Raw genomic sequence first — 17,129 nt, 5'->3', positions numbered from 1 at the left:
CGTGAGAGAAGTATAAGATATCCTTTGGTCGGAAGGCGGTCCTGGCCGGGGTCCGAAATCAGTCCCGGGCGGCGGCGCGGATCTGGCGTGTGGTCAGTTGGGCCAGGACCAGGGAGGCCAGGGAAAGGCCCACGGCCGCCAGGAAGACCAGCCGGTAGTCGGCCATCCAGATGAGCCCGCCCGTGACCGGCACGGCCACGGCCGCGATATGGTTGATGGTGAAGCCCACGGCCATGCCCGAGGCGATGTCCTGCGGGTCGGCGATCTTCTGGTAGAAGGTCTTGATGGCGATGGCGAAGTTGAAGACGATGTTGTCCAGGATATAGAGGCTTGCGGCCAGGATCGGGTTTTCGGTCAGGGCATAACCCAAGAAGATGATGGCCAGGGCGGTGTATTCCACGGTCAGGACCGAACGCTCGCCGAACTTGTTGATGGACCGGCCGATGATCGGGTTGGCGAAGTAGTTGATGATGTTGTTGCAGACGAACAGGATGGTCACCTGCTGGACGGTGTAGCCGAATTTGGTGACCAGCAGGAACACGGCGAAGACCGTGAAGATCTGTCTCCGGGCCCCGCTTAGGAAAGTCAGGGCGTAGTAGAGCCAGTACCGGGAGCGGAAGGTCATCTTTTTCAACTGGGGCGGCAGGTCCGCCCGCGACGGGTCGCGGGTCAGGCCCCAAAGCCCGGCGGCCACGGCTACCCCGCCGAGCAGGGCGAACATTTCCGTGTAGCCCAGGCTCTTGGCCAGCAGATAGATGGCTCCGCCAACGCTGATGTTGGTCAGGGCGGTGATGGACCGCAGGCGGGCCATGACCACCGGGGCCTCGGTCCTGTCGAAGTATTGCAGGGTCAGGGATTGGTTCATGGTTTCGTAGTAGTGGAAACCGAAACTCATGAGCAGGGTGGTGAAAACCAGGCCGCCCAGGGACGGCATCAATCCAACCAGGGAGACGCCCAGGCCGAGCACCACCACGGACAGGGCGGCCAATCGGTGCTCGGAGACGATCATGATCATGTAGATGGCCAGCAGGGCCAGGAAACCGGGCACTTCGCGCACGGACTGGACGATGCCCATGCTTATGCCGTCCAGCCCGGCCACTTCCACGGCGAAGTTGTTCAGCAGGGTCCGCCAGCCCTGAAAGGCCGCGCTGGAGCAAATGACCAGCACCAGCAGGAAAATGTACATGCGGCGTTTCTTGTCTGTGTCTGTCATGGGATGGGTCCTTGTTTGCGGGAGCCAGACAATAGGGCTTTGACCCGGCAAAGATCAAGTGTAGAATAGGCCCATGCCCGATACGCCCATTCTCGTGTCCGCCTGCCTGGCGGGCTTGTATTGCCGTTACAACGGCGAGGCCGAGCCCTTCGCGCCCGTGGTGGAACTGATCCGCCGGGGGCGCGCCGTGCCGTTTTGTCCCGAAGTCTTCGGCGGTTTGCCCACGCCGCGCAGGCCCTGCGAAATCCGGGGCGATTGCGTGGTGGACGCCGACGGCGCGGACCGCACCGCCGAGTTCCGGCGCGGGGCCGAGGAAGGCGCCCGGCTGGCCGAACTTCTCGGCTGCCGCGAGGCCGTACTCAAGGCTCGTTCGCCATCCTGCGGCTCGGGTGAGATCTACGACGGGAGCTTCTCTTCCGTTCGCGTGCCCGGCGATGGATTTTTCGCCCGGCTGCTCAAGGCTCGCGGCATCAAAGTGCGCACCGAGGAGGAGCTGGCCGAGTGAGCGGCCTCGCCGTTTTTGCCGAGCTGCCCCTGACGGTCAAGGCCAACCCGCGCGCCAAGCGGGTGCTGGTCAAGCTGATCCCGGGCCGGGGCCTCGAAGTGGTCACGCCCAAGCGATTCGATCCGGCCCAGGTGCCGGATATCCTGGAAGAAAAACGGTCGTGGATCGAACGTACCCGCGACCGCATGCGCGCCGCCGGGATCGACCTTTCGGGCGCGCCGCCGCAACTGCCCGCGAGCATCGACTACCGCGCCATCGAACGGACCGTTCGGGTAGACTACCTCGACCGGCCAGGCCGGGTGCGGGTGACCGAGAACGCGGCCCGGCTGCTCGTCGCCGGACCCGCCTTGGATCGCGAGGGGCTTCTCGACGGGCTGTGCCGCCACACCGTGAAGAAGGCGCGCGAGGCGTTGCTGCCGTGGCTTGACCGGGCCAGCCGACGGACCGGGTTCCAATACGCCGCCCTGCGCGTGCGGCGGCAACGAACCCGCTGGGGCAGTTGTTCGTCGCGCGGGACCATTTCCCTCAACGCCAAGCTGCTGTTCCTGCCCCCGGTTCTGGTGGATCACCTGCTTTTGCACGAGCTTTGCCACACCCGCCACATGAACCATTCCCCCGCCTATTGGGCCTGCGTGGCCGAATACGAGCCGGACTACAGGCGGCTCGAAGCCGAGGTCAGCCGGGGTAGCCGCTTCGTGCCCGCATGGTTCCTGTGACCCCCGCGGCTCCACCCCTTGCCCTGCCTTGTCGCGGTCGATGGACTTCGCCCGTCCGCAGACTTCGCCGCATGGTGCAAGGACAGGGCGATCCGGTTTGTGTTGAGATTGGGCGGGAAAGCGGGTTGCGCTTCTTGTCCTTTTGGGATTTTCATCTTCGCTAGAACACCAAGAGCCGCGTGGCGTGCCGCGTCCCGCACAAGGAGCTGGTATGAAACTGATGGCCTTCAACGGCAGTCCGAGGAAGAAAGGGAATACGGCAACCATGATCGAGCACGCTTTGGAGGGTGCGCGCGGGGCCGGGGCCGAGGTGGAGCTGATCCATCTTTACCACCTCGATTTCAAGGGCTGTTCGAGTTGCTTCGCCTGCAAACGGCACGGGCGCCGGGAGATTGGCGTGTGCGCGCTCAAGGACGACCTGCAACCCGTTCTGGAGCGGTTCAGGGAGGCGGACGCCCTGTTGCTCGGTACCCCGGTGTATTACAGCTGCGAGTTGGCCTGTACCCGGGCGTTCCTTGAGCGGTTGCAGTTCCCCTATCTCAACTACGCGGACTACTCCAAGCCGCATTTCCCGGGCAAGATCGCCACAGGGCTGATCTACACCATGAACGTGCCGGAAAGCCGGCTCGACGAGCTGGGCTACCCGTCGATGTTCGAACGGACCCGGGCCAACCTGGCCCGGCATTTTGGCTCTTGCGAACTGCTGCTGTCCACGAATACCACCCAGTACAGCGACTACGACAAGTTCGAGACCGGCTTTGACAAGAACGACAAAGCCCGGCAGCGCGCGGAACAGTTCCCCAGGGATCTTCAGGCGGCAAAGGAACTCGGCGCACGTCTGGCCCGGGGTTACCAGGCCTGATCCTCGGTCCCCATTCCTGTTTAAAGGATCAGGGTCGGCATATAAAAATGTCGGCCCTGATTTTTTCTCTCCTGCGCACACCGCTTCCCCTCCCTCCCAAAAGAAGGGCCCAACATCGCAACCGCTTTCGCGCAGCGATTTAACAAGGCTTGGGGGGGAAGAGGGGGAAGAAGTCCGGGGAAAGGGGAGAGGGGAAACTCTTTGCAAACGGCTTTCCCTCTTCCCTTCCCCCGGCGTGGAAGGCGTCTCAGCTCTCGGCGTCTTCGAATTTGGTTTGGATGATGGCGGCGTCGTCGGGACCGGCTTCAAGTTGCAGGGATTTGGACTGGCCGTGGCAACGCACGCCTGCGTCGGTCAGGGTGATGTACCCGGCGGACAGGGCGGTGGTATAGGGCATCTGTTCGCGCATCTCGTCGAAGTTGATGCGGCTGGGGAAGATGATGGGCACGGCGGTCCCGGAAAAGTCTTCGAACATGATGTATTTCATGGTGGGCTCCTTTGGTGCGCCTAGGGTAGCCGTTGGGCGTTCACAGATCAAGATGTTGCCTGAACCTGCCCGACAGGATACACGTACACCCCATGCGCGAATACAAAAAAATAGGCGTCTGGCAGACCGCCTTCCTGGGTGATGCGGTCCTGACCCTGCCCTTGCTTCGGGCGCTCAAGGACCGTTTCCCGGACGCGGATATTCATTTCTTCGTGCGCACCGGGGTGGAGTCCGTGTTCATGGCCCAGCCCGAGATTGCGCGGGTCCGGCCGTTCGCCAAGCGCGGTGCGCAAAAGTCCCTGAACGCCGCCGTCCGCTTGGGCTGGGAGCTTGGGAAAGACGGCTTCGATCTGTGGATTTCGGCGCATACCAGCCTGCGTTCGGCCCTGGTGGCCGGGGCCACGGGCATTGGGCGGCGCATCGGCTACAACCGTCCGTGGTTCAACCGGCTGGCCTACACCGAGACCGTGGACCGGCGGTTCGACGAGTTGGCCGAGATTGAGCGGCTCATGGAATTAGTCCGGCCGTTGGGCATCATCGGCCCCGCACCCCGCGCCGAACTCGTGCTGCCCGAGGGCGCCAGTCGCGCCTCCGCGCATTTCTGGGAGGCGTTCTGCCTCGACCGGCCGGTGCTCGGCATCCATCCCGGCTCCACCTGGCCGACCAAGTGCTGGCCCGAGGAATATTTCAGCCAAATCGTCGCCCGCGCCGTGGACGCCGGCGCGCATGTACTTGTCTTTGCCGGGCCGGGCGAGGAGCCGGTGGCTGCCCGCGTCATCGATGGTGCGCGGACCGACCTCAGCCGCGTGACCAATCTGGCCGGACAACTCTCCCTTCCGGAATTGGCCGCCTATTTCGGCAGGCTTGATGCCTGTCTGACCAACGACTCCGGCCCCATGCACCTCGCTTGGGCTCAGGATGTGCCCCTGGTGGCCCTGTTCGGCCCCACGGTCGAGGCCCTCGGTTTCTTCCCGCGCGGCGACAACTCCACGGTCCTTGAAGTGGATGGCCTCCCGTGCCGCCCCTGTGGTTTGCACGGTCCGAAGAAATGTCCCGAAGGTCATTTCAAGTGCATGAGGGATCTTACCCCGGATCGCGTCTGGGCGGAGCTGGAGCGGAAGCTCGGCCTCTAAGGCGGGGGCTGCGCACGCCGGTTTGCTCGGACAAGGAGCCATGCCGGGCGGGCGTCTTCGACGGACCAAGAGCCTTTTGGAAAAGGTGCCTGGGGATCTCCAAAACTTTTACGTTGCTTTACGGGGAGTACGCGGCGCACGGCTTGCGGAGGACGTTTTTCCCGCAGTCATTCGGCCTTGCCGAAGGTGCATCACGCAACGCATACAGCGTGGGGCGCGGTAGCCAATGAAAAGGGGCGGTTCCTTGCGGAGCCGCCCCTTTGTTATCGGGTGGTGGGATGGTCGTTGTTAGCAGGTACCGGCGTTCTGGCCATTGGACTTGCAGCTGATGCGCGAAATGGCGCGTTTCAGTGCGACCTGGTTGCGGGCGGCCTCGACCTTCTCCTTGGCGGCCTGGTTGCGCTGTTCGGCGCGTTCCTTGGCCTTCATGGCGCGTTCCACGTCAATCTCGGTGGCTTTCTCGGCAACCTCGGCCAGGATGGTGACCTGGTTGTTGCTGACTTCGGCGAAGCCGCCGGAGACGAAGACGTAGAATGCCTTGCCGTCTTGTTTGTAGTGAAGATTGCCGATCCCGAGAGCGGACAGGAAGGGCACGTGGTTCGGCAGTACGCCGAATTCGCCCATGATGCCGGGCGCGCCCACGTATTCCACATCCTCGGAAAGAACCTTCCGGTCGGGAGTGACAATTTCAAGCTTCATAATGGCCATGAGTTACCTCGCTTACTGCTTGGCTTTTTCGATGGCTTCCTCGATGGGACCACACATGTAGAAGGCCTGCTCGGGCAGGTCGTCGTACTTGCCGTCCAAGATGTCGCGGAACGCCTTCACGGTGTCCTCGGTCTTGACGTACACGCCGGGCACGCCGGTGAAGACCTCGGCCACGTGGAACGGCTGGGACAGGAAGCGTTGCACGCGGCGGGCGCGGGCGACGGTCAGCTTGTCCTCGTCGGACAGTTCGTCCATACCGAGAATGGCGATGATGTCCTGAAGGTCCTTGTACTTCTGGAGCACGGACTGGACTTCACGGGCGGTGTTGTAGTGTTCGGCGCCCAGGACGTCCGGGGACAGGATGCGCGACGTGGAGTCGAGCGGGTCAACTGCCGGGTAGATGCCGAGCTCGGCGATCTGACGGGACAGAACCAGGGTACCGTCAAGGTGCGCGAAGGTGGTGGCCGGCGCGGGGTCGGTCAAGTCATCGGCGGGCACGTAAACGGCCTGGACCGAGGTGATGGAACCCTTGTTGGTCGAGGTGATGCGTTCCTGCAGCTTACCAAGGTCGGTGCCCAGGGTCGGCTGGTAACCAACCGCCGAAGGCATGCGGCCGAGCAGTGCGGACACTTCGGAACCCGCCTGGGTGAACCGGAAGATGTTGTCGATGAAGAGCAACACGTCCTGGCCTTCCTCGTCGCGGAAGTATTCGGCGCAGGTCAGGGCGGTCAGGGCGACGCGGGCGCGGGCTCCCGGAGGCTCGTTCATCTGGCCGTAGACCAACGCGGCTTTCTCCAGAACGCCGGCTTCCTTCATTTCGTGGTAGAGGTCGTTGCCCTCACGGGTGCGCTCTCCGACACCGGCGAACACGGAGATGCCGCCGTGCTGCTTGGCGATGTTGTTGATCATCTCCATGAGAATAACGGTCTTGCCGACACCGGCGCCGCCGAACAGGCCCATTTTGCCGCCCTTGGGGAACGGGATGAGCAGGTCAACGACCTTGATGCCGGTTTCGAGCAGTTCGACCTTGGTGGACTGCTCGGTGAAGGCAGGGGCTTCACGGTGGATGGGCAGCCGCTTTTCGCAGGGCACCTCACCCAGTTCGTCAACGGGCTTGCCGACGACGTTCATGATGCGTCCCAGGGAACCGGAGCCCACCGGAACGGTGATCGGCGATTCGGTGTCCACGGCAGCCATGCCGCGGACGAGACCTTCGGTAGCGTCCATGGCGATGGTGCGGACCACGTTGTTGCCCAGGTGCTGGGCGACTTCGCAGATCAGGTCCGGCGCATCGACGTTGTTGGGATTCTGGATCTCCAACGCGGACAGAATGTTGGGAAGATTCCCTTCGGCAAATTCGACGTCGACGACGGCGCCGATTACCTGAACGATTTTACCAGTATTAGCCATTTTTCATAGCCCCCTTTTATCCTTTCAGCGCTTCCACGCCGCCGACAATGTCCATAAGATCGCCAGTGATGGCGGCCTGCCTTGTCTTGTTGAAGAGCAAGGTCAGGGTGTCCGTCAACTCGTCACATGCCTTGGTGGCGTTATCCATGGCCGCCATGCGGGCCGCGTGCTCGGATGCGGAAGTATCCAGCAGACCGCGGTACACCTGGACCTTGATGAACCGAGGCAGGAGCTCGGCCAGCAACCCTTCCACGGACGGTTCGTACAAGTAGTCGCCGGAGGTTCCGGTCTCGCCTTGCTCCCCGGCTTCCTCGTGCGCCGCCATGGGCAGCACCGTCAGGTCGACGGGCGGCTGTTTGGCCATGCTCTGGAACTCGCCGAAGCACACGTGGACTTCATCGAGGTCGCCCGCGACATAGCCGGAGATCAATTCGTTCCCGACGCTGGCCGCCAGGGTGAAGTCGAAGTGGGTCATGGCGTCGGCCTCGGCCCGCACGATTTCGAAATCGAGCTTCTTGAAGGTGTCGCGCGCCTTCTTGCCGATGCACCAGAGTTTGACCGTCTTGCCTTCAGCCGCTTTGGCCAGAGCCAGTTTCCTGGCCGTGTTGATGATGTTGATATTGAACGCGCCGCACAGCCCGCGGTCCGAGGTGACCACCATGATTCCCACGGTCTTCACTTCTTCACGGACTTCCAGCAGCGGATGCACCGATTCGTCAGCTCCGGCCGCCAAGTCGCCAAGCATCTCGTAAAACTTGTTCGCATACGGACGGAAGCGTTCGATACGCTCCTGCGCGTTGCGCAGTTTTGCCGATGCCACCATGCCCATGGCCTTGGTGATCTGCTTGGTTTTCTTGACGCCAGTAATCTGATTCTGGACGTCTCTTAACGAAGCCATTCAACTACCCCTTGGTTAAGCGCTGAAGCCTTTCTTGAACTCTTCGATAGCGGCCTTGAGGTCAGCTTCGACGGCGTCGTCGATCTTCTCCTTCTCGGCGATGGCGTCGAGAACGGCGGACTTGGCATTGCGCATGTACTCAAGGAACTCGGCTTCGAAGCGCATGACGGCCTCAAGCGGGACATCATCGAGGAAGCCGCGGGTACCGGCGTACAGCACGGAGACCTGCTCCTGGACGGTCAGCGGCTGGTACTGGGGCTGCTTGAGCAGCTCGACCATGCGGGCGCCGCGGTTGAGCTTGGTCTGGGTGGCCTTGTCCAGGTCGGAGCCGAAGGAGGCGAATGCCGCCAGCTCGCGGTACTGGGCGAGGTCGAGGCGCAGGGTACCGGCCACCTGCTTCATGGCCTTGATCTGGGCGGAACCACCGACGCGGGAGACCGAGAGGCCGACGTTGATGGCCGGGCGGACGCCGGACAGGAACAGGTTGGGCTCCAGGTAGATCTGGCCGTCGGTGATGGAGATGACGTTGGTCGGAATGAACGCGGACACGTCACCGGCCTGGGTTTCGATGACCGGCAGGGCGGTCATGGAACCGGCGCCCAGGGAGTCGTTGACCTTGCAGGCGCGTTCCAGCAGACGGGAGTGCAGGTAGAAGACGTCGCCGGGGAAAGCTTCACGTCCCGGGGGGCGGCGGAGCAGCAGCGACATTTCGCGGTAGGCCGTGGCCTGCTTGGAAAGGTCGTCGTAGCAGATCAGGGCGTGCTTGCCGTTGTCGCGGTAGAACTCGGCCATGGTCGCGCCGGTGTAGGCTGCGATGTACTGCAACGGGGCGGGCTCGGAAGCGGTGGCCGAAACAATGGTGGTGTATTCCATGGCGCCATGCTGGCGGAGCACATCGGCGACCAGGGCGACGGAGGCCTTCTTCTGGCCGATAGCCACGTAGAAGCAATGCACGTCGGTGGTCTTCTGGGCCAGGATGGCGTCCACACAGACGGCGGTCTTGCCGGTCTGGCGGTCGCCGATGACCAGTTCGCGCTGACCGCGGCCGACCGGGGTCATGGCGTCGATGGCTTTCAGGCCGGTGTAGCAGGGCTCGTGGACGGATTTACGGGAGATGATGCCGGGGGCCTTCATTTCCACGGGACGGGTCTCGGTGGATTCGATGGGTCCCAGACCGTCGATGGGCTCGCCCAGGGGGTTGACCACGCGGCCCATGACGCCGTCGCCGACCGGGACCGAGTAGATCTGGCCGGTACGCTTGACCGGGTCGCCTTCCTTGACGCCGGTGTCAGAGCCCAGCAGGGCGACACCCACGTTGTCCTCTTCGAGGTTGAGGACCATGCCCATCAGGCCGCCGGGGAATTCCAGCAGCTCCATGGCCATGACGTTTTCGACGCCGTGCACGCGAGCGATGCCGTCGCCGACGTAGAGGACGGTGCCGGTCTCGCTCATTTCAACACGAGATTCGTAATTCTGAATCTGGTCCTGAATGATTTTGCTGATTTCTTCTGCTTTGATCTGCATTGCCCTACTCACCCCTTTTAATATTTTCTTTTAAAATCTGCAGCTGAGCCTTGAGGCTGGCGTCCATTACCCGGTCCCCGACCTTGAGGACGATGCCGCCGAGAATGGACTCGTCGGTGGAGAAGGACAGTTCCAGCTTTTTGCCGGCCTGTTTCTCCAGCTGGGCCTGGATTGCAGATTTTCTTTCCGCGTTGAGTTCGCTCACCGTGACGAGTTCACCGGTGACGACGCCGGAGACGGCATCAATCATAGCCTTGTAATCGGAGGCGATGGCGGGGAGCATCTCGACCCGGCCCCGATCGGCCAGCAGGTCGCAGAAGTTCTTGACCATCTGGTCCAACGACATCTTCTCGACCAGCTTGGTGACGACGGCTTTCTTCTCCTCGGCGCTGAAGGCCGGGTTCTTGAAGAAGGCCATGGCTTCGGGAGCCTCCTCAATGGAGGCGCTGACGGCCGCAAGCTGTTCGCCGTATTTCACCTGCTCGGCCTCGCCCTTGGCGGCGCCGACGGCAAAGAGTGCCTTGGCGTAACGGCGGGAAACTACGTTACCGATCAATTGAGCACCACCTTTGTTAAATAGTCATCCACGAGCTTGTCGTGATCCTGGGCGCTCAGCTTCTCGGCGACGATCTTCTCGGCGGCGGCGATGACCATTTCGGCCATTTCGGCGCGGATGGTCTCGACGGCGGCCTGCGCCTCGTTGGAAGCGGTGCGCTTTGCCTGTTCGGTCAGCGCGACGGCATCGTTTTTCGCCTTCTCGATGATGGCGGTCTTGATGGCCTCACCCTGCGCTTTGGCGTCGTCAAGGATCTGTTGCTTTTCCTGCGCCATGTTGGCGATGCTGGCCTCGACTTCCTTGAGCTTCTTTTCGGCTTCGATCTGACGGGATTGCAGGTCGTCCAGATCCTGCTTGATGCCGTCGCGACGTCCGACGAAGAAGTCCTTCACCTTGGCGCCCGCAAACTTGTAGAGCAGCCATGCGAAGATCACGAAGTTGAGGATGCGCAGGCCGTAATCCTTTATGTTCGCGGCCGTGAAAAGCGCGTGATGGCCTCCCCCTTCATTGGCGAAGGCGATCGAGGAGACAGCCAGGGCGGTCAGCAGGACCGCAAAAAACACATACGTCCGTTTCAAGATGAACCCCTCCTCTCGTCTAAGCCTGGCCCAGGATCTTGCCTGTTGCCTGCTCAGCGTAGTCGTACACGTCCTTGGACAGCTGCTCCATGGCGACCTTGACCTCGGACTCGATCTCGGCGCGGGCGGCCTTGATCAGCCCCGAGGCCTCCTTGCCCGCTTCGGCCAGCATGGCCTGTTCCTGGGCCACGCCTTCATCCTTGGCGGTGTTGCGGATCTCTCCGGCTTCCTTGCGCGCCTGGATGAGCTGGGCCTCGTAGTCGGCCACCTTCTCCGCCGCGCTGGCGTTGAAACCTTCGATCTTGTCCATTTGATCCGCCATCAACCCCTTGCGTTTCTTGATGATTTCGCGGATCGGGCGGATCAGCACGACATTCAACAAGAAGATCATGACAATAAAGTTCAGACCCTGGATAAAGATTGTTTTGTCAGGTAAAACCATACCTATGCCCCCGATGAGGTTGTGAATTTTGGCGCAAAGTCACTGGGAATTACCCAATTTCGCGCGTTGTGTCAAAGGCTTTTTGCCGTTGAACCCACGCGAATTCGCCCTTTCCGAAACCAATCAGGACTGATCGGTTTCCTTTTGCGGCGTTACGCCCGCGGCGGTGTCCAGGCTGCCCATGACGAGTTGGCCCTCAAGCACCGCGCCTTCCTCGACCACCAGGACCGGAGTCCTGATATTGCCCTGTAAATTCGCCGTCTTGTGCAAGACGACCTTGTTCTTCGCTTCGACTTCGCCCTTGAGCCTGCCGGAAAGCACCAGCTGGCCGACCTTGATCTGGCCGTCCACCACGGCCTCCTGACCGATGACCAGCGTTCCCTCGGAGACCACTTCGCCCTGGAAGTTGCCGTCTATGCGCACCGCACCCTGGAAGTGCAACTTTCCGTGATAATTGGTCCCCGCCCCCAAAAACGCGTTGATCTCATCTCTGGCCATGCAAATATGCTCCTGGAAAACCTGGTTGTGAAAAAAGGGGCGTGATCCGTGTCGATCAAGCCTGCTTGAACAGGAATCGGCGCATCGACACATTGAGTACAAGCCCGACGAGGCAAAAATTCACCAAGGTCGCGCTGCCCCCGTAACTGATGAACGGAAGGGGGATGCCGACCACTGGCATCAGCCCGAGGACCATACCCGTATTGATGAGGATTTGCCAGAAGAAATAGAAGAACACGCCTGCGGAAAGGTAGGATCCGAAGAGCCCGCGCGCGTCCCGGGCGATGACCACCAACTGGTACAGGAACACGCAAAACAGGGTCAGCAGGATCATGGTTCCCACAAAGCCCCATTCCTCGCCGAAGACGGCCACGGCGAAGTCCGTGTGGCGTTCGGGCAGGAAGCGCAACTGCGACTGGGTGCCTTCCAGGAATCCCTTGCCCCAGAACCCGCCGGAGCCGATGGCGATCTCGGACTGGATGATGTGGTAGCCCGCGCCCAGGGGGTCGGTGGTCGGGTCCAGGAAGGTCATGATCCGCTGTTTCTGGTAGTCATGGAGAAAGAACCAGGAGAGGGGCAGCAGACAGGGGATGGCCACCAGGCAGGTCTTGAAGACCCGCGCGGTCACGCCTCGGAAGAGGATCATGCCGCCCAGGATCATCAGGATGGACAGCCCCGAGCCCAGGTCCGGCTGCTTGATGATCAGCCCGGCCAGGACCAGGCCCACGCCGAGAACGTAGGCCAGGCGGATGAAGTTCAGCGGTTCGCGCTCCCGGGACAATATCCGCGCGCCCACGATCAGAATGGCGATCTTGGCCAGTTCCGAAGGCTGGAAGTTCATGAATCCGAGGTCGAGCCAACGCCGCGCACCGTAGATGGTCTTGCCCGCGAAGAACACGGCCACCAGCAGGATCACCGTGATCCAGAACAGGGGCCAGGCCATGGTCTTCAGGTGCCGGTAGTCGAAGAACATGAAGACGACCATGCCGATCAGGCCCATGAGCCCCCAGAGCAGTTGGCGGTGGTAGTAGGGGGCCATGTTCATGCCTGCTTCGAGCCGGGTGCCGCTGGCCGAGTAGAGGTTGAGTACGCCGATGAGGAAGAGGATCACGGCCAGACCGAAAAGCGGCCAGTTAATGTACAAGAGCAGTCGGCGGTCAATGGGCATGGCGCTTCTCCTTGTGCTTGAGGGACAGGGCGCGCACGGCCCGGGCCTTGGCCTTCCGCTCCTCGGGATTGGGCGTGATCTTGCCTTCGAAGAGGTAGTCGATGACCGCCTTGATGATGGGGCCGGCCCCGGACCCGCCGTGCAGCCCGTGTTCCACCAGGCAGGCGATGGCGAACCGGCGGCCGTCCTTTTCGGCGATGGCCGCCATCCAGGCGTGGTCGCGGAATCTATAGGGGATATCGTCATCCTTGAGCGCTTTGAGCTCGTCGGTCAGCCGGACCACCTGGGCCGTGCCGGACTTGCCGCCCACGGTCACGCCCTTGGTGCGGATGCGGCGGCAGGTGCCGTGCGCGTCCTCCACGGTGTCGATGAGTCCCTGGCGGAGCAGTTCGAGCTGGTCGGGCTTGAGCGGGATGCGCGCCTGGATGTCGGTCTTCTCGTCCTTGAGCAGCAGCGGCTTGAGCAGCTTGCCGCCGTTGGCCAGCCCGGCGAAGAAGCGGACCACCTGGAGCGGCGTGACCAGGGTGAAGCCCTGGCCGATGGCCATGTTCAGGTTGTCGCCGCCCTGCCAGGATTCGCCGAACCGTTTGAGCTTCCATTCGCGGGTGGGGATGTTGCCGGCCTTCTCGTGGGGCAGCCGGATGCCGGTTTTCTCGCCGAAGCCCACGGCTTTGGCGAATGCGCTCATGCGGTCCACGGTCAGCTTCTTGCCCTGTTTGTAGAAATAGACGTCGCAGGACTCGATCAGGGCGCGCCGGAGGTCGACCTTGCCGTGGCCGCCCTTGCGCCAGCAGCGGAAGATCCGGCGGCCGAGCTTCATGGACCCGGAGCAGAACACGGTTTCCTTGGGGTCGATCATGTCGTAGTGCAACCCGGCCCCGGCGACCACGTGTTTGAAGATGGAACCCGGGGGATACACGGACTGGATGACCCGGTTCTGCATGGGATGCAGGGGGTCGTCGCGCAGCTTGGCCCACTGCTTGGAGCTCAACCCCGAGGAAAAGTCGTTGGAGTCGTAGGACGGGGCCGTGGCCAGGGCCCAGAGCTGGCCGGTGTCGGCGTCCATGACGGCCACGCCGCCCGCCTCCTCGGCCAGCCAGTCCATGCACAGCTTTTGCAGTTCGAGATCGATGGACAGGGATATCTCGCGTCCGGCCTGGGGATGCTTGAGGATGCGCTCCTTGAGGCGGCGGCCGTTGACGTCCACCTGGTACTGGGTCCGCCCCTTGATGCCGCGCATGCGGTCTTCGAGCATCAACTCGATGCCCTGCTTGCCCACGTAGTCGCCCAGCGCCAGCTCGGGCCGCTTGTTCAGATCCTCTTCGTCCGCCTCGGCCACATAGCCGAGCACATGGGCGAGCAGGGTGCCGTAGCGGTAGAGCCTGCGCGGCCGGAACTGGATTTCCAGGCCGGGCCAGCGCAGCTTGTTGGTCTCGACCACGGCCAATTGGGCGAAGGTCAGGTCCGGGACGATGATCAGCGGCTCGAACGGTTTCACCCGTTTGCGGTTCTTGTTGTACAGGGTCTTGAGTTCGAAATAGTCTTTGCCGGTCCAGGTCGCTATCTGGTGCACGAGGCGGTCTACGTCCGGGCAGTCCTCGCGGATGATGCCCAGCGCGTAGGCGGGTTCGTTCACGGCCAGGAGGTCGCCGTTGCGGTCGCGGATGAGCCCGCGCGGCGAGGGGATGGATTCCTGGCGCAACTGGTTTTCCAGGGCCTTGACCTGGTACTCCTCGCCGCGGTGGATCTGGAGGTACCAGAGGCGCACGGCGAACAGGCAGAAGAGCCCGAGGATGAGGACTTGGAGCAGGAGCAGGCCCGAGCGCGGGGCCTGCTGTTCGGATTCGTTATAAAGGTCTGACATCCTGCCGCAACCTCTCGGGGAAGAAATGGTCCACCAGGAACCAGAGCACGGGGAAGACCACGGCCTGGATGCCGCCCTGGATCAGGATGGGCCGCATGGAGACGTCCAGGTCGGCCAAGAAGGACACTGCATAGATCAGGGCCGGATGGAGCAGGCCCAGCCACAGGCCGAGCAGGGCCATGAACAGATAGGAGCGGGCCTCGAAGAGCCAGCGTCCGGCGAAGTAGGCCGCGGTCAGCAGGCCGTAGCAGCCCAGGGCGTAGCCGAAGGGCAGGTTGCCCGCGCCCTCCACCAGGAGCATCCAGACGACGGCCAGCACGGCGGTGCGCTGGCCGCCTTCCTCCTGGAGGGAGACGATCAGGGCCGGGGCAAAGAAGTCGATGCCCGGCACGGTCCGTTGGGCCCACACGCCGAGGAGGGTGTAGGCGCCCCACCAGAGCACGGCCAGAGGATTATTGGTCGGCAGCACCGCGCGCGTCCTCCTTCCCGGCCGTGTCGTCGGGTTGGGCCTGGGCGTCGGGTGCGGCCGTGTCGCCGGTCCCTGCCTCCACGGCGGGTTCCGGTTCCCGGCTGAGCAGCAGCACCTCTTCGAGGCCGGCCACGTCCACCAGGGGCTCGGCCTGAACCGTCAAGAACAGGGATATGTCGGACCGCCGGATCTTGGTCACCCGGGCCACGGGCAACCCCTTGGGGTAGATGCCGGTCAGTCCCGAGGACAGAAGCAGCTCGCCGGGATCGACGGGCGCGTTCTGATTGACGTAGCGCAGTTGCAGCGGCTCGCCGTACCCTTGGCCCGAGAGCATGCCGGGCGAGCGGTTGTTGGCCCCGATGACCGCTATGCGGCTGTTGGGATCGGTCAGGAGCAGGACCGTGGAGGTAGCCACGCCCGAGCGCAGGATGCGCCCGACCATGCCCTTGAGGGAGGCCACGGGCATGTCGTCGGTCACGCCGGAGGCCTTGCCCTTGTCCACCACCAGAGTGTCCAGCGCGCCCGCCGGGCCCATGCGTTGGCCGATGACCCGGGCCCCGGAAAAGGCCCATTTTCTCGGTGAGCTGAAGTCGAGCAGGGCTTCCAGGCGCGAGGCGGACCGGGCCTGGGCGCCCATGAGCATGTTGGCCCGCCGCAGTTCGGCGGCCTCGGCCCGCAGGTTGTCGTTCTCCTGCTTCAATCCAACCAGATAGATGTAGCGGTGCCAGAACCCGGTGACCTGTTCCGCGACCCAGATGCCGGGCTTGAGGATGATCCCGGAGATGTCCAGCCCGGTGTGGGAGGACAGGGCGTCCAGATGGCCCGTGCGCAGATTCCAGGTGAACAGGGACAGGTACACGAACAGGCAGGCCACGATGAGGATGGCGATCTTCTTGAGTCCTCTCATGCGTCTTTCCCTATCAACTTATGAAAGCGCACAATTGCGGCTTCGGCAATCGTGCGCTTTCGAATAATCCGGTATCGGGCCATGCCGTTAGTCGGTGGTGATGTCCTTGTACAGGTCGATGTTGTCCAGCGCCTTGCCGGAACCGAGGACCACCGCGGTCAGCGGGTCCTCCACCACCGTGATGGGCAGTTGGGTCTCGTGCTGCAACAGCTGGTCGAGCCCCTTGAGCAACGCGCCGCCGCCGGTCAGGACGATGCCCCGGTCCACGATGTCCGCCGCCAGTTCGGGCGGCGTCTGTTCCAGGGCGATGCGCACGCCCTGAACAATGCCCTCCACCTGCTCGGAGATGGCCTCGCGGACCTCTTCGGCGGTGATGGGGCGGTTCTGCGGGATGCCGGTGACCAGGTCGCGGCCCTTGACCTCCATGATCGGCTCCTCGTCCCCCAAGGGGTAGGCGGAACCGATGTGGATTTTGATCTGTTCGGCCGTGGATTCGCCGATGAGCATGTTGTACTTGCGTTTGACGTGCTGCATGATCGCCTCGTCCATCTTGTCGCCGCCGATGCGCACGCTTCGGGCGTAGACGATGCCGGACAGGGAGATGACGGCGATTTCGGTGGTGCCGCCACCGATGTCCACGATCATGTTCGAGGTCGGTTCGGTAATGGGCAGGTTCGCGCCGATGGCCGCGGCCATGGGCTCTTCGATGAGGTAGACCTCGCGCGCTCCGGCGGACTGCGCCGATTCCTTGACCGCGCGCTTCTCCACCTGGGTGATGCCCGTGGGCACGCAGATCATGATCCGCGGCCGGACCAGGCGGCGGGAGTTATGGACTTTGGAGATGAAGTGGCGGAGCATGGCCTCGGTAACCTCGAAGTCGGCGATGACGCCGTCCTTCATGGGCCGGATGGCCACGATGTTGCCGGGCGTGCGGCCGAGCATCTTCTTGGCTTCGCCGCCTACGGCCAGGACGGTTTTGCCGCCCCGCGAGTCCTTTTTGACCGCCACTACGGACGGCTCCGAGAGCATGACGCCCCTGCCCTTGACATAGACCAGGGTGTTGGCCGTACCCAAGTCTATGGCCAGGTCATTGGAGAAGGAGCCGATAATTTTGTTGAGCAGGTTACCCATGTACCCCCCGTTCGAAATTCAGAACTTTGTCAGAAACCTATGCGTGGAACGCGCTTTCCA

The 17,129-nt window shown here is 62.8% G+C and carries 19 protein-coding genes; 4 read left to right on the top strand and 15 right to left on the bottom strand.

All coding sequences use genetic code 11. The annotated features are described in order from the left end of the window. Nucleotides 1-58 precede the first annotated feature (58 nt). Entirely contained in the window at nt 59-1,213 is a 1,155-nt protein-coding gene (locus J0909_RS04775) for an MFS transporter (RefSeq protein WP_207260932.1), read from the bottom strand. 73 nt (nt 1,214-1,286) lie between these two features. On the opposite strand from J0909_RS04775, the gene J0909_RS04770 reads away from it, so the two are divergent. From J0909_RS04770 to J0909_RS04760, 3 genes are all read left to right on the top strand, one after another. Beyond that, nucleotides 1,287-1,718: a 2-thiouracil desulfurase family protein gene (locus J0909_RS04770; RefSeq protein WP_207260931.1), complete on the top strand. Its 432-nt coding sequence runs from the start codon at nt 1,287-1,289 to the stop codon at nt 1,716-1,718. Further along, the gene (locus J0909_RS04765) at nt 1,715-2,434 is read left to right on the top strand and encodes a M48 family metallopeptidase (RefSeq protein WP_207260930.1); all 720 of its coding nucleotides are present in this window, start codon (nt 1,715-1,717) and stop codon (nt 2,432-2,434) included. Before J0909_RS04770 ends, J0909_RS04765 begins: the two co-directional genes overlap by 4 nt. A 211-nt stretch (nt 2,435-2,645) precedes the next feature. Beyond that, the gene (locus tag J0909_RS04760) at nt 2,646-3,296 is read left to right on the top strand and encodes a flavodoxin family protein (protein WP_207260929.1); all 651 of its coding nucleotides are present in this window, start codon (nt 2,646-2,648) and stop codon (nt 3,294-3,296) included. Between the two features lie 247 nt (nt 3,297-3,543). Here J0909_RS04760 and J0909_RS04755 read toward each other — a convergent pair whose 3' ends face one another. Then, the gene (locus J0909_RS04755) at nt 3,544-3,783 is read right to left on the bottom strand and encodes a hypothetical protein (protein WP_207260927.1); all 240 of its coding nucleotides are present in this window, start codon (nt 3,781-3,783) and stop codon (nt 3,544-3,546) included. 92 nt (nt 3,784-3,875) lie between these two features. Here J0909_RS04755 and waaF point away from each other — a divergent pair, with 92 nt between their 5' ends. Further along, nucleotides 3,876-4,916 carry a lipopolysaccharide heptosyltransferase II gene (gene waaF / locus J0909_RS04750; RefSeq protein WP_207260925.1) on the top strand — a complete coding sequence of 347 codons (1,041 nt, stop codon included), beginning with the start codon at nt 3,876-3,878 and terminating at the stop codon, nt 4,914-4,916. A gap of 288 nt (nt 4,917-5,204) precedes the next feature. Here the strand turns inward: waaF and J0909_RS04745 are convergent, their stop codons facing one another. From J0909_RS04745 to J0909_RS04685, 13 genes are all read right to left on the bottom strand, one after another. After that, on the bottom strand, nt 5,205-5,624 hold the full coding sequence (locus tag J0909_RS04745; protein ID WP_207260922.1) for a F0F1 ATP synthase subunit epsilon: 420 nt from the start codon (nt 5,622-5,624) through the stop codon (nt 5,205-5,207). 12 nt (nt 5,625-5,636) lie between these two features. Beyond that, nucleotides 5,637-7,034: a F0F1 ATP synthase subunit beta gene (atpD, locus tag J0909_RS04740; RefSeq protein WP_207260921.1), complete on the bottom strand. Its 1,398-nt coding sequence runs from the start codon at nt 7,032-7,034 to the stop codon at nt 5,637-5,639. A 16-nt stretch (nt 7,035-7,050) separates the two neighbouring features. Continuing rightward, entirely contained in the window at nt 7,051-7,932 is an 882-nt protein-coding gene (locus J0909_RS04735) for a F0F1 ATP synthase subunit gamma (RefSeq protein ID WP_207260919.1), read from the bottom strand. Between the two features lie 15 nt (nt 7,933-7,947). Continuing rightward, nucleotides 7,948-9,456 (bottom strand): F0F1 ATP synthase subunit alpha, encoded by a 1,509-nt coding sequence (gene atpA / locus J0909_RS04730; RefSeq protein WP_207260918.1) that lies wholly within the window; start codon nt 9,454-9,456, stop codon nt 7,948-7,950. A gap of 4 nt (nt 9,457-9,460) precedes the next feature. Next, a complete protein-coding gene (gene atpH / locus J0909_RS04725; protein ID WP_207260917.1) occupies nt 9,461-10,012 on the bottom strand; it encodes an ATP synthase F1 subunit delta in 552 nt (183 codons plus the stop codon). Next, nucleotides 10,009-10,590 carry a F0F1 ATP synthase subunit B gene (gene atpF / locus J0909_RS04720; RefSeq protein WP_207260916.1) on the bottom strand — a complete coding sequence of 194 codons (582 nt, stop codon included), beginning with the start codon at nt 10,588-10,590 and terminating at the stop codon, nt 10,009-10,011. The genes atpH and atpF overlap by 4 nt, the downstream gene beginning before the upstream one ends. A 19-nt stretch (nt 10,591-10,609) precedes the next feature. Then, nucleotides 10,610-11,032: a F0F1 ATP synthase subunit B gene (locus J0909_RS04715; RefSeq protein ID WP_207260915.1), complete on the bottom strand. Its 423-nt coding sequence runs from the start codon at nt 11,030-11,032 to the stop codon at nt 10,610-10,612. 123 nt (nt 11,033-11,155) lie between these two features. Continuing rightward, the gene (locus J0909_RS04710) at nt 11,156-11,530 is read right to left on the bottom strand and encodes a bactofilin family protein (RefSeq protein WP_207260914.1); all 375 of its coding nucleotides are present in this window, start codon (nt 11,528-11,530) and stop codon (nt 11,156-11,158) included. 55 nt (nt 11,531-11,585) lie between these two features. Further along, entirely contained in the window at nt 11,586-12,698 is a 1,113-nt protein-coding gene (gene rodA / locus J0909_RS04705; protein ID WP_207260913.1) for a rod shape-determining protein RodA, read from the bottom strand. Beyond that, nucleotides 12,688-14,562 carry a penicillin-binding protein 2 gene (gene mrdA / locus J0909_RS04700; protein ID WP_207260912.1) on the bottom strand — a complete coding sequence of 625 codons (1,875 nt, stop codon included), beginning with the start codon at nt 14,560-14,562 and terminating at the stop codon, nt 12,688-12,690. The genes rodA and mrdA overlap by 11 nt, the downstream gene beginning before the upstream one ends. Further along, the gene (locus J0909_RS04695) at nt 14,546-15,031 is read right to left on the bottom strand and encodes a hypothetical protein (protein WP_207260911.1); all 486 of its coding nucleotides are present in this window, start codon (nt 15,029-15,031) and stop codon (nt 14,546-14,548) included. The genes mrdA and J0909_RS04695 overlap by 17 nt, the downstream gene beginning before the upstream one ends. Then, on the bottom strand, nt 15,015-15,938 hold the full coding sequence (mreC, locus tag J0909_RS04690) for a rod shape-determining protein MreC (RefSeq protein WP_207260909.1): 924 nt from the start codon (nt 15,936-15,938) through the stop codon (nt 15,015-15,017). Before mreC ends, J0909_RS04695 begins: the two co-directional genes overlap by 17 nt. Nucleotides 15,939-16,025: 87 nt before the next feature. Then, on the bottom strand, nt 16,026-17,069 hold the full coding sequence (locus J0909_RS04685) for a rod shape-determining protein (RefSeq protein ID WP_286181771.1): 1,044 nt from the start codon (nt 17,067-17,069) through the stop codon (nt 16,026-16,028). Between the last annotated feature and the right edge of the window lie 60 nt (nt 17,070-17,129).

The sequence above is a fragment of the Desulfovibrio sp. Huiquan2017 genome (assembly GCF_017351175.1).
In the GTDB taxonomy this organism is placed as follows: domain Bacteria; phylum Desulfobacterota; class Desulfovibrionia; order Desulfovibrionales; family Desulfovibrionaceae; genus Pseudodesulfovibrio.
Note: the sequence above shows the minus strand (reverse complement) of the source record. Positions and strands in the feature narration are given on the sequence as shown.

Bases quoted from the DNA above. Each gene is read 5' to 3' on its own strand.
- J0909_RS04775 (WP_207260932.1), bottom strand. From the start codon at position 1,213: ATGACAGACACAGACAAGAAACGCCGCATGTACATTTTCCTGCTGGTG.
- J0909_RS04770 (WP_207260931.1), top strand. From the start codon at position 1,287: ATGCCCGATACGCCCATTCTCGTGTCCGCCTGCCTGGCGGGCTTGTAT.
- J0909_RS04760 (WP_207260929.1), top strand. From the start codon at position 2,646: ATGAAACTGATGGCCTTCAACGGCAGTCCGAGGAAGAAAGGGAATACG.
- J0909_RS04755 (WP_207260927.1), bottom strand. From the start codon at position 3,783: ATGAAATACATCATGTTCGAAGACTTTTCCGGGACCGCCGTGCCCATC.
- waaF (WP_207260925.1), top strand. From the start codon at position 3,876: ATGCGCGAATACAAAAAAATAGGCGTCTGGCAGACCGCCTTCCTGGGT.
- J0909_RS04745 (WP_207260922.1), bottom strand. From the start codon at position 5,624: ATGGCCATTATGAAGCTTGAAATTGTCACTCCCGACCGGAAGGTTCTT.
- atpD (WP_207260921.1), bottom strand. From the start codon at position 7,034: ATGGCTAATACTGGTAAAATCGTTCAGGTAATCGGCGCCGTCGTCGAC.
- J0909_RS04735 (WP_207260919.1), bottom strand. From the start codon at position 7,932: ATGGCTTCGTTAAGAGACGTCCAGAATCAGATTACTGGCGTCAAGAAA.
- atpA (WP_207260918.1), bottom strand. From the start codon at position 9,456: ATGCAGATCAAAGCAGAAGAAATCAGCAAAATCATTCAGGACCAGATT.
- J0909_RS04715 (WP_207260915.1), bottom strand. From the start codon at position 11,032: ATGGTTTTACCTGACAAAACAATCTTTATCCAGGGTCTGAACTTTATT.
- J0909_RS04710 (WP_207260914.1), bottom strand. From the start codon at position 11,530: ATGGCCAGAGATGAGATCAACGCGTTTTTGGGGGCGGGGACCAATTAT.
- rodA (WP_207260913.1), bottom strand. From the start codon at position 12,698: ATGCCCATTGACCGCCGACTGCTCTTGTACATTAACTGGCCGCTTTTC.
- mrdA (WP_207260912.1), bottom strand. From the start codon at position 14,562: ATGTCAGACCTTTATAACGAATCCGAACAGCAGGCCCCGCGCTCGGGC.
- mreC (WP_207260909.1), bottom strand. From the start codon at position 15,938: ATGAGAGGACTCAAGAAGATCGCCATCCTCATCGTGGCCTGCCTGTTC.
- J0909_RS04685 (WP_286181771.1), bottom strand. From the start codon at position 17,069: ATGGGTAACCTGCTCAACAAAATTATCGGCTCCTTCTCCAATGACCTG.